General features: G+C 68.9%; 6 protein-coding genes. 3 read left to right on the top strand and 3 right to left on the bottom strand.

The genetic code is table 11. The features are described from left to right. Nucleotides 1-163 precede the first annotated feature (163 nt). On the top strand, nucleotides 164-763 hold the full coding sequence (locus ACWGJB_RS00795) for a TetR/AcrR family transcriptional regulator (RefSeq protein WP_453378141.1): 600 nt from the start codon (nucleotides 164-166) through the stop codon (nucleotides 761-763). 22 nt (nucleotides 764-785) lie between these two features. On the opposite strand, the gene ACWGJB_RS00790 is transcribed toward ACWGJB_RS00795, so the two are convergent. The 3 genes from ACWGJB_RS00790 to ACWGJB_RS00780 all read right to left on the bottom strand — a co-directional run bounded on the left by ACWGJB_RS00790 (nucleotide 786) and on the right by ACWGJB_RS00780 (nucleotide 3,345). Next, the gene (locus ACWGJB_RS00790; RefSeq protein WP_453378140.1) at nucleotides 786-1,346 is read right to left on the bottom strand and encodes an oxidoreductase; all 561 of its coding nucleotides are present in this window, start codon (nucleotides 1,344-1,346) and stop codon (nucleotides 786-788) included. Next, nucleotides 1,279-2,499, bottom strand: a complete 1,221-nt coding sequence (locus tag ACWGJB_RS00785) for a metallophosphoesterase (protein WP_453378139.1) — start codon at nucleotides 2,497-2,499, stop codon at nucleotides 1,279-1,281. Before ACWGJB_RS00785 ends, ACWGJB_RS00790 begins: the two co-directional genes overlap by 68 nt. Before the next feature lie 477 nt (nucleotides 2,500-2,976). After that, complete coding sequence (locus ACWGJB_RS00780) at nucleotides 2,977-3,345, bottom strand: hypothetical protein (RefSeq protein WP_453378138.1); 369 nt, start codon at nucleotides 3,343-3,345, stop codon at nucleotides 2,977-2,979. Nucleotides 3,346-4,315: 970 nt separating this feature from the next. Here ACWGJB_RS00780 and ACWGJB_RS00775 point away from each other — a divergent pair. Then, a complete protein-coding gene (locus ACWGJB_RS00775) occupies nucleotides 4,316-11,455 on the top strand; it encodes a polymorphic toxin-type HINT domain-containing protein (protein ID WP_453378137.1) in 7,140 nt (2,379 codons plus the stop codon). Between the two features lie 2 nt (nucleotides 11,456-11,457). After that, on the top strand, nucleotides 11,458-11,700 hold the full coding sequence (locus ACWGJB_RS00770; RefSeq protein ID WP_453378136.1) for a DUF2283 domain-containing protein: 243 nt from the start codon (nucleotides 11,458-11,460) through the stop codon (nucleotides 11,698-11,700). Nucleotides 11,701-11,970 lie beyond the last annotated feature (270 nt).

Below are 11,970 nucleotides of genomic sequence, written 5' to 3'. Positions count from 1 at the left end.
TTCCAATCTGGCTGATGGTTGACATCCACATTCAGGATTACGGCCGTCATCCTGAATGTCAAACGAATGACTGCCCGGCGTGTGTACGAGGTGCTGGTGTATGATGGCCGTCATCCAGTTGCGTGATCGCGCACCGCGTCGATCCAGGAGAGGCAGGGCCGGTATGGGCCACTCGCAGGCGGAGAAGGCGGCGAGCCGCGAACGGGTCCTCCGGATCGCCTCGCGCAAGGTCCGCACCGACGGTATCGGCCGCCTCGGCATCGCGGACCTCATGAAGGAGGCCGGACTCACGCACGGCGGCTTCTACAAGCACTTCGCGTCGCGTGACGACCTCGTCACCCAGGCCGCCGCCGCTGCCCTGGCCGAGGGTTCGGCGAAGATGGAGCGGGCCGCGCGGAAGAACGACCAGGACGCACGGGCCGGCCTCATCGACGCGTATCTCGGGAAGCAGCACCGCGACGCACCGGCCACCGGCTGCGCGCTGGTCCCGCTCGGCGCTGCCGCGGGACGCGACGGCACCGCGGGCGACCTCCACCTCAAGGACGCCTACGAGCGGCAGGTCCGCGCGTACCTGGACCTGATCGCGGGCCTGGACGACGACGCCACGGACGCCAGGGCCGAGGCCATGCTCACGCTCAGCGCCCTGGTCGGCGCCGTGCTCATGTCCCGGGCCGTGGCCGACGAGGGGTTCTCCGACGAACTCCTGGAAACGGTCAACGACCAGCTCAAGCGGCGCGGCAGCACCCTGCCTCCGGCCGCCTGACGCGTCCGCGGGGCGGCTCCCGTCACGGAAGACCGTACTCATCGGCATGCGGTCCGACAGCTGTGTCGACACCACCGCGCGCTACGGCCGGGAGCTGGGCTACCACGTGCCCCTTCGGCGCTGTGCTGCGGCGCCCGACGTCGCGCACCAGGCGACGGGTGCGCAACAGGTGGGCGAAGAACCGCCCGACGCTCCACCGCTCGGGCGGCACGGGTCTACTGGTCGACGTCGGCGGCGCCGTCGAGCCGGCCGAAGTGCTCGGTGGTCCGGGCGGTCGCGGGTCGTCGGGGTCGGCGCCGGCCGCGGTGATCCGGGCGCCTTCGGCCGGCAGCCGCCGTACGGTGACCGCGCCGATGCCCGATCCGCCGCCGGTGACGATGAAGACCTTGTCCTCGAGCCCTTCGCCGATGGCCTGCCTGACGGCCTCGGCGACCTCGACGGCGAAACGGATACGGCCGGTGATAGAACCGCCGTACGCGTCGGTGCGGCTCGTTGGAGCCGTCGGCCGCCCCGTGCTACGGCGAGGTGGGCAGGTGCGGGGAGCGGAGCACGAGCAGGGTGATCTCGCTGGGGGCGAAGACACGGAACGGCGGGCCCCAGAAGCCGGTGCCGCGGCTGGTGTAGAGGAGGGTGCGGGTGCCGTGGTGACTGAGGCCGGCGAGGGCGGGCTGGTCGATGCGGACCAGGTGGTGGAAGGGCCAGATCTGGCCGCCGTGGGTGTGGCCGGAGAGTTGGAGGTCGACGCCGTCGGCTGCCGCCCGGTCGACGAACTTGGGCTGGTGTGCCAGGAGCAGGACGGGCAGGTCGGGGTCGGCGCCGTCCAAAGCTCCGGCGAGATGGGCGCGGTGGCCTGCCAGGCCGGAGGACTCGGCGGTCACGTCGTCCACGCCGGCGACCACGAGGGTGTCGCCTCCGCGTTCGAGCAGCAGATGGCGGTTGCGGAGCGGCTCCCAGCCCAGCTCGTCCATCAGGTCGACCCAGCCCTGGGCCTCGCTGTAGTACTCGTGGTTGCCGGTGACGTACACGCGGGCCCGGGTGGCCCGCACCGTACCGAGCGGGACGGCCTGGGCGCGGCGGCGTTCGGCCGTGCCGTCCGCGATGTCGCCGGTGTGGCAGACCAGGTCGGCTTCCAGGGCGTTCACCGTCTCGCAGACCCGTGCCGACCAGCGAGCGCGATCGAGTGGGCCGTAGTGGGTGTCGGTGATGAGGACGACGCGGAGGCCGTCCAACCCGGCACCCAGTCGCGGGAGTTGCACGTCGAGTCGGCGCACGCGCGGTACGCGGCGGGCCTCGGCGTACCCCCAGGCGAGCAGCACGGCGGAGACGCCGAGGACGGCCCAGGTGACGATTCGGGCCCGGTCCTGACTTTCGCCGACGCCGGCCACGGTCAGGGCGAGCCGCAAGAGGACGCCGATCAGCACGGACCAGGTGAACAGAACCCAGCTGGTGCCCAGCAGGGTGTCGCCGATGATCGCCGCCCGGTCCTGCTGGCGCCGGCCGTGGCCGCGCACCATCGCGAGCGGCATACCGATGAGGCCGAGGGCGAACAGGGCGGTGCCGACCAGCGTGACGGGCAGCGGCCAGTGCTGGCCGCCGTGCAGGAGCAACCAACAGGGCACGGCCCACAGCAGGACAGGGGCGATCAGCGGGATGTAGCGCATCAGGCGGTGCAGTGGGCTCTGCCGCGGCACTTGCGCTTCGCTGTCGACGGGTCGGGTGTTACTGGTGTCGGTCACGCTTCCCCTCCCTGGCCGGGCTGCCGTCTCGCGCACTGTATCCGGTCGCCCTCGGGCCGGCCGGACCGGCGTTCACGGGCGCGACTCCCTGGGGCGAAGGGTTCTCTGCGGGACGGCAGGACTCCGCCGCGGACACCTCCCTTGGCAAGAGCCGCCATCAGCTCGACTCGGCCATGACCAGATCCGACTTCGCGACTGCGTCATGCCACCCGGCGACTGAGCGGCAAGCACTGAAGCACCATCAGCCGCAGGGGGGACCGCATGAGCGACGGCGGCCGCATGGACGACGTCTTCGACGTGGACTGCGCCTGCGGCTACCCGCGACGCGACTGCCACGAGATAGGTGTGGGCGAGGACGCCCTCCAAGCCGGCGCTGATGAGGATCTTGATGCTGGGCACGGTAGCGGCGGACGCGAACCGGGCTACGGTTCGCGTCGCCGCGTCGTACCCCGGCTCACTCCGCTCGGCCGCAACGCCCTACTCGTCGAGGAACCGATACGTCTCGCTCGCGGCCCGGATCACGACGGTGCCGTCGCGGACCTGCCACTCGCTCATGCCGTCGACCTCGTGACTGGCGAGGAACAGACCCCTGACCCGGTCGTCGTCCTCATCGGAGGCCGGAATCCGCGCCACGCTCCGCAGTCGGTCCAGGAACCAGTCGACGGAGTGGTCGCGCATCTGGGCCCCGAAGAAAACCCAGTTCACGTAGTTGTACTGCCTCGGCGGAAAGGCCCAGCCACCGCTGTACGTCCGGTCGGGGTCGTCCTGTCCGACGATCTCTGCGATCTGGGCGAGCTGCTGGTCGTCGCACTCCAGCCAACCTCTGATGTTGACGAGGACACTCACGACAATCAGCCCCCGACCTTGCACACACGAGCCCCCGGCTCACTGATCGCCCAACGGACCGATGTCGATGACCGCCTGCATTCCATATGGGGAAGCGGCGCGAGTCCGTGCGTGGCTGAGCGAACAGCAGTCTTCGGCCTGGCGCGGAGGGGAAATGATGCGGAAGTCGCTCGGTCGTGTGGTGAGAAGCGTGCCGGTTGGCGCTGGTCCTCTACCTCACCGCCGCTGACCCCGGTCAGCAACTTGCTCCGGATCCCTCGACTCACCCGATGGGCGGCCAGGGATGCTGCATCGACGTTCATATCGTTCCGCGTCTGGGTTCACGGAAGTTGATATCCGTGGCCCCTGTCGTGGTGGAGCGCTTCCTGGACGAGTTGGAGGTCGACGGCGTCGGCCGGGGCAATCAGGTCAACATACTGCGCACCCTCAAGGCGATTCTGCGGGGGCCTACGACAAGGGGGCGATGGCGGACGACGTGTACCGGGTGCACGAGCAGATTCACTCCAACACGCACCGGCCGGCGAAGCTGAAGCATCGCAAGGCGGGGGGTAGGGAGGTGCCGCTGCCCCGCTCGGTACGGGAGGCGATCGAACGCTATGAGGAGAAGCGCGGCACGACGAAGGAGGGGTGTCTGGTTGGGGCCCTTCGCTGTTTTCAGGCGGTTCCCCCCCCGGTGGGCCCCGCGCCGCTGTGCGTTCTCTGGGGCTGGTGTGAGCCGGGTCCATCACGGACCGGTCGCCGGATGGCAGTACGCGGTCCGTTTGTGACACATTGTGGTCAACTTGCGCTCTCCGCTGTGCACTTCCTTGGTATTTCCTCGGGAATCGCTTTACCTGACGGGCTGCTCGCTGGCCCTAGCGTGACCTCTCACGGGGGCTCGACCGATGTATGCCTCCTTTTGACATGCAATCAAATCGCCCTGTCTCCAAGGCAGTCGGGCGATTTGAAGCGGGGGAGGGGAACACTCATCATGGGGCGGACTACGAGGTGGAGACGCGGCTGGGCGGCCTGGGGTGCCCAGAGCGTTCGGCGCACGGCAGTGGTGGCGGTCGGCGTCCTGGTGGCGGGCCTGCTGCCCGCCACCGTCGCCGCAGGGACCCCTTCGGAACAGGGGCGTGTGCCGGCCCCCGCCGTTCCGCGTGGCAAGCGGATCCCTTTCACTCATGCCAAGCCCAAGCCGGTCCACGCCCCTGAGCGGTTCAAGCACTTCGATCCCACGGGACATGCGAAGCTGCCCACGTCGGCCCGTGCAGTGGTGACGCTCCCCACCGCGGTCGCGCCCGTGGGGGTCAGGGCACCCCAGGTGCGGGCGGGTGCCACGCCCGTCCTGCTCGGCGCGGCAACGGGTGCGCAGCCGGGTTCCGCCGCCATCGTCGGCTCGCAACGTGTGCGGGTCACGGTGCTGGACCAGAAGACCGCGCGCTCTGCCGGGGTCCACGGCATGCTGTTCACCTTGCAGCGCATCAGCCCAGGCGGTGGAAGGGTCGCGCTGCGGGTCGACGACTCGTCCTTCCGCTACGCGTTCGGCGGCGACTTCGCCGCCCGCCTGCACTTGGTGGAACTGCCTGCCTGCGCGCTGACCACGCCGAAGCTGGCCAAGTGCCAGGTCCAGACACCCGTGCGCACCACCGCGGGGACCCCGCTGTCCGCTCAGGTCGCCGTCGTCAGCCCGGGGACGGCGACGCCGAGTGCAGCGGACTCCTCCCGGTCGGTGGCCGCGCCGTCCGGCGCGGCGGTGGTCATGGCCGCGACCGCCGGCGCATCGGGCGGCGCCGGGGACTATGCGGCGACCAGTCTGTCGCCGGGCGGCTCCTGGTCGACCTCGGGGAACACCGGCGCGTTCACCTACAGCTATCCGATCCCGGTACCGCCGGCGATCGGTGGCGCGGTCCCGAACGTCGATCTCTCCTACAGCTCATCGAGCCAGGACACGCGGACCGAGGGGACCAACAACCAGTCCTCCTGGCTGGGCGACGGCTGGGCCTCGACCGAGAACTACGTCGAGCGCACCTACAAGTCCTGCAAGGACGACTCCTCGTCCGGAGCCCCCGACAACGACGGCGACCAGTGCTGGGCGGGACAGATCCTGACCCTGTCACTGAACGGCACATCCACCGACATCGTCTACGACGACTCGGCCAAGACCTTCCGCCCCGCAGCCGATGACTCCACCACCAAGATCGAGGACCTGACCGGTGCCACGAACGGCACCGCGAACGGGGAGTACTTCAAGGTCACCGAGGGGGGTGTGCAGTACTTCTTCGGCCGTTCCCGGCTGCCGGGCTGGTCCAGCGGCAAGGACGAGACCAAGTCCGTGTGGACCGAGCCGGTCTACCACGCGCACAGCGCTGTGTCCGACTGCCCGGACAGCACCGATTTCGCCGCGACCTCCTGCACGCTGGGCTACCGCTTCAACCTGGACTACGTCGTGGACACTCACGGCAACGCCACCGCCTGGTACTACAGCCCGGAGACCGGCTACTACGGCGCGGACGCCAAGAACGACGCGGTGTCCTACGTCCGCGGCGGCACCCTGTCGCGCGTCGACTACGGTATGACGTCCTCGACGATCTACTCCGGCACCGCCCCGGAGCAGATCCTCTTCGACACCGCCGAGCGCTGCATCCCGGGTACCCCGGCCGGCAATACCTGCGCCGACAGTCAGTTCACCCCCGCCAACGCCGCGTACTGGCCGGACGTGCCGGTGGACCTGAACTGCACATCGGGCTCGACGAACTGCACCAACCACGGCCCGAGTTTCTGGTCACGCAAGCGCCTGACCTCGATCACCACACAGATCCAGACCGGCGGGACCACCAAGCAGGTCGACAAGTACACCTTCACCCAGTCCTTCCCCGACGGCGGCGACCACGCCCCCACCCTGTGGCTGGACTCCGTCCAGCACACCGGTCTGGACACCCTCGGCGGGGCTTCGGGCAGCACCTCGACGCCGGCGGTGAGTTTCGACCCGCCGCTGCAACTGCCCAACCGGGTCGGCACGATCCCGCAGATGCCGCTGATGTACCACGACCGCATCCAGACGGTCACCAACGAGACCGGCGCGCAGACGACGGTCACCTACGACCGGCCCAACTGCTCCAGCGCCCCGGCCAGCGACCCCGACGACCCCAATGACGCGGCGGCCAGGACGTTCGCGTCCACCAACACGCTCTCCTGCTTCCCGGTCTACTGGACCCCGGACGGGCAGCCGGCGCCGTGGATGGACTGGTTCTACAAGTACAAGGTCACCTCGGTCGTCACCACCGACCCGCACAACTCCTACCAGGACGGCACCCAGCCCGAGCTGGAGACGGACTACGCCTACAAGGGCAACCCCGGCTGGCACTACGACGACAACGAGCTCGTCAAGGCCAAGAACCGCACCTGGGGCCAGTTCCGCGGCTACCCGGAGGTGGACGTCACCACCGGTGACCCGAACGTCTTCCACAAGACGAACGGTGTCGATGTCCACGACCAGAAGACGCTCACGAAGTCGTACTACTTCCTGGGCATGAAAGGGGACACCCTGCCCGGCGGCAAGACCCGCTCGGTTCCCGACCTGACCAGCCAGGACGGCACCACCGCCACCGTCGCCGACGACGACGTCCTGGCGGGGCAGACGTTCGAGACCGACACCTACGCCAGCGCCACCGGCAGCCTGGACAAGGCCGTAGTCTCCGTGCCCACGGTCATCGGTCCCACCGCGACCCGAAGCCGCAGCGGCGTGCCGGACCTGACCGCGCAGATGGTCCGCCCCGCCAAGTCGCTGACCCGGCAGAAGGTCTCGTACGGCTGGCGCAGGACCGAGAGCGACACCTTCTACAACACGACCCTGGGCAAGTCGACCACCGGCATGCCGGTGCAGGTCGACGACCGGGGCGAGCCCACCGACAGCGCCAACGTCGCCAAGTGCACCTACACCCGCTACCTCACCGGTACCCCGTCGACCCAGGTGCTGCCCGCCGAGACCATCACCACCGCGCAGGACTGCTCCAGCGCCGGTGCCACGCCCAGCGGCACCCTGATCTCCGACACGCGTACGTCCTACGACACCAACGGCTTCGCCTACGACGGCGACGGGCAGCAGAATCCCGCCCTGCCCACGACCGGTGACGCCACCCTCGTCCAGCAGGCGTCCGCCGCGAGTGGCGCCACCGCGACCGCCTTCGTCGACCAGACCGCCACCAGGTACGACTCCTACGGCCGCGCGACGAAGGTCACCCGGACCCCGAAGTCCACCTCGCCCGACGGCAAGAGCCTCGCCCAGACCGTCTTCACCTCCTACACCCCCGCGAGCGGCGGACTGCCCACCGGCAGCACGACCGTCACCCAGGTCACGCCCGGCGTGGACTGCTCCGCGGTCACCGTCTCCTCCAAGGACTGCCGGCTCTCCGGCACCACCCTGGACCCTGCCAGGGCCCTGACCACCGCCAACACGGACGCGGCCGGCCTGCTGACCTCACTGACGTACGACGCGCTCGGGCGCACGACCGGGGTGTGGCTGCCCAACGAGAGCAAGGCCGGCGGCGCGCCGGCGAACATGACCTACACCTACACCCTGTCCCAGTCGGCGCCTTCGGTGATCGCGTCCAACACGCTCCTGGACGGGGGAGGCTACAAGACCGCCGAGACGCTCTACGACGGGTTGCTGAGGCCGCTCCAGACTCAGGAGACGGCGGAGAACTCCAGCACCACCGTCTCGGACACCCAGTACGATTCGCACGGCTGGAAGGTCGTCACCAACAACGCCTACAACGTGGGCGGCGATCCCGGCAACGCCCTGGTCTCGGTCTCCCAGGTCTCCATCCCCGACACCACCGTCACGGACTACGACGGGCAGGGCCGGGCCGACCTCGTGACCGAGGAACACGACGGTGCCAAGACCTGGACCACAGAGACCGCCAGCACCGGGGACAGGACCACCGTCCTGCCCGCCAAGGGTGGCGTGGCCACGGCCACGGTGGTCAACGCCCGCGGTCAGACCACCGAACTCGACCAGTACACCACCCTGCCCAGCCTGAGCGGCTCGGCCGCGGCGGGCTTCACCGTGACCGGCGGAACCACCTCGGCCACCGCCTACGGCTACAACGTCGCCGGCCAGCAGACCCGGGTCACCGGCCCCGACAACACGGTGTGGACGTTCGGCTTCGACCTGCTGGGCCGCAAGAAGTCGCAGAGCGACCCGGACGCGGGCGCCAGCAGCTACGGCTACGACGACGCGGGCGACCTCGTCTCCACCACCGACGCCAGGCAGGTCGAACTCGACTACACCTACGACCTCCTGGGCCGCAAGCTCACCGCGACCGACCACTCGAAGTCCGACTTCGAGTTCGCCTCGTGGGCCTACGACACCCTGCGCATCGGCCAGCCGACCTCCTCCACCCGCTACGTCCAGGGTGTGACCGGCGGCTACACCGTCGCGGCCACCGGCTACACCACCCTCGGCAAGTCGACCGGCACCAAGATCACCCTGCCCGACTCCGAGGCGCCGCTGCCGTCGACGTACACCACGACCTACACCTACACCACCCGGGACCAGCTGCCGGCGACGCAGACCGACCCGCGCGTCCAGGGGCTGAACAGCGAGACCGTCACCTTCGGCCGTGACGCGCTGGGCAACCCGACGAAGACGAGCAGCAGCATCAACACGTACGTCGCCGGGACCGTTTACACGAACTACGCCGAACCCTCGCAGGTCACGTTCGGCGCCTCGACCAACCCGGCGTGGGCCACCTACAGCTACGACGACCAGAGCCGCCGTCTGTCCGAGCGGGTGATCTCGCGGACCCAGGCGCCGGGACCGACGGTCGACGACACCAAGTACGCCTACGACGCCTTCGGCAACCCGACGTCCACGACCGACCAGCAGTCGGAGACCGGTAACACCGTCACCGACCAGCAGTGCTACAGCTACGACACCCTGGACCGGCTCACCGACGCCTGGACCGCCAACGACAACTGCACGGCCAACCCGCCCACCGGCACCACCCTCACCACGACACCGGGCTCCTACTGGCAGTCCTTCGGCTACGACGCCATCGGCAACCGCCACCAGAGCGTCGACCACGCCATCGGCGGCTCCGGCACCACCGCCACCACCACTTACGGCCACGGCTGCACCGCCAACTGCAACCGCACCGGCGCCCAGCCGCACACCCTCACCGCCACTACCGGCGGCACCAACCCGACCGCCTTCACCTACGACGAAGACGGCAACCTGCACACCCGTACCCCCACCACCGGCCCCGGCCAGACCCTGACCTGGGACGACGAGAGCAGACTCGCCCAGGTGGACACGGGCGGCGCCAGTCCCACGACCACCAAGTACCTCTACGACGCCGACGGCAACCAGCTCATCCGTCGCGACCCCGGCCAGACCACCCTCTTCACCGGCGACACCCAGATCGTCGTCAACACGAGTGTCACCCCCAACGTCCTGCTCGGCGGCGTCCGTACCTACAGCCACGGCGGCTCCGGAGTGCCCGTGGCCGTGCGCTCCACCCTCCCGGGCGGCGGACTGAAATACCTCTTCAGCGACGCGCACGGCACGGCGACGCTCGCCATGGACGCCACCACCCAACAGATCGCCCGCCAGCAGTACACCCCCTACGGACAGCCGCGGACCAGCGCCAACACCACGGCCTGGCCCGACCCCACCCGCTCCTACCTCGGTCAGCCACAGGACAAGAACACCGGCTACACCGACGTCGGAGCACGCAAGTACGACCCCACCCTCGGCAGCTTCATCAGCGTCGACCCGGTGTTCGAGGCCGGCAATCCCCAGGAACTGGGCGGTTACACCTACGCCGCCGACAACCCCATCTCCGGCAGCGACCCGACCGGTCTCGAATCGTGCTACCCGCACTTCTGCTCGGGCACCAACGGCACGTACGGCACCTACAAGTCGCACAACGACCCCGCGGCACCCGACTACGACGGGACCAGCTACGACGCGCCCGGCGACGAGGGCTACCTGCCGCCGATGAAGTACCTGAAGCAGTTCAACTCGGCGCATCCGATACCCACCGTCCGGATGATGATCGGATACGGCACGTACCGACCGGACATCTCCCCGGTGAAGAACGTCGAAGTCTACTTCCGTGAACGGTGCACCGGTGAAGATCTTCTCTGGACCAGTTCCTGCCAGGGGTTCTCGACGTTCTATCACCACTGGGACGACGTCCAGGACATCCCGAGCAACCCCTGCGAGGCGGTGAGCCTCTGCCAGTCGCTCGGCGACCTGGCCGCGGGCATAGCCCTCGAGGCCGCGATGGAGGGCGTCCCCCTCTGCAGCTTCGATTCCAAGACACCGGTGCTGATGGCGCACCGGAAGACGAAACCGATAGGCAAGATCAAGCCGGGTGACCGCGTGGAGAGCGCCGACCCGGAGAACGGCAGGCACCGCGGACTCCGCACCGTCACCGCCCGGCTGGTTCACCATGACCACGACCTCGTCGACGTGACGGTGCGCGGCTCCGACGGCCACAGAGCCACGCTGCACACCACCGCGCGTCACCCCTTCTGGGACGGCACGCTCCACGCCTGGGTCCGTGCCGGCGAACTCAAGCCCGGCCACGTCCTCAACACCGCCGCCGGCCACCACGTCCGCATCGACACGGTCCGCGCTCGCCCCGGCGCCGCGGACATGTACAACCTCACCGTCCGGGAACTCCACACGTACTACGTGATGGCCGGAAACGTGCCGGTGCTGGTGCACAATTCCTGCGGCAATTCCGAGCACGCGGAGGAGTGCTACTGCAACTGGGGGCAGCCTGCCGTTCCGCGCGGCAAGGCGGCCGGTGTCGCCGCCGAGAGCGAGGCTGCCTGGGGGGCCGCGGCCCGTGGGGAGACGGCCGAGGTGACGGCCGGTTCGGACGAGTTCACGAAGCACGCTGTGCAACGTTTGAAGGGACGCGGCGTCGATGAGGACACCGCCATGGCCGTGCTGGAGAGAGAACCCTTCAGCTACCTTCATGAAGGTCAGTGGAAGGTCGGCTTCTACGACCCGAAGTCCAAGATACTTGTTGCCAGGACCATCGATGGAAAAGTGAACACCGTCATGATCGACGTCCAGCAGGACTACGTGGACCGGCTCAAGGAGGCCCGCTGAACATGGCAGAAGTCGAAGTGACGTTCGACGGAGAGGCAGACGCCGTGTACATCTCCCTCGCCGAGCCGCAGTCCAAGCGCGCGGTCGCGCGGATGTATCCCTGCGATCCCATCGATGCCGGCATGATCAATCTCGACTTCGACGCGGACGGCCGCCTGATCGGCGTGGAGGTGTTGGCGGCCCGTAGGAAGGTGCCTCAGTATCTGCTCGAAGCGGCGGATCGACTCGACACGGATGCCGAATGACCGACCGGTGCTGGATTCCCCGAACGGTGTAGACGCATCGGTGTCGCAGCCGTCGGGTCGGCGGTGCGGGTCTGCCCCTGATCCATGGCTCGCACGGGAGTCGTGTCGGTCGGTCGGTCGGTCGCGAGGACGGTCGTGTATTCGATGTCGCCGCGGTCGGCGAACGACCGGCTGACGAGGGCGGCCTTGCGGAAGGGCGCCGCCGGCCCTCCTGGCGCGCAAGCCGCGCTAGGTCGAGAATGGCCTGAGCGAAAGGCGCCTGACGGGTGA

The sequence above is a fragment of the Streptomyces sp. NPDC054813 genome, from assembly GCF_053611365.1.
The sequence above is the reverse complement of the archived record's forward strand: the minus strand, read 5'-3'. Positions and strand labels throughout refer to the sequence as shown.

Coding starts and splice junctions, on each gene's coding strand:
- ACWGJB_RS00770 (WP_453378136.1), top strand. CDS start 11,458: ATGGCAGAAGTCGAAGTGACGTTCGACGGAGAGGCAGACGCCGTGTAC.
- ACWGJB_RS00775 (WP_453378137.1), top strand. CDS start 4,316: ATGGGGCGGACTACGAGGTGGAGACGCGGCTGGGCGGCCTGGGGTGCC.
- ACWGJB_RS00795 (WP_453378141.1), top strand. CDS start 164: ATGGGCCACTCGCAGGCGGAGAAGGCGGCGAGCCGCGAACGGGTCCTC.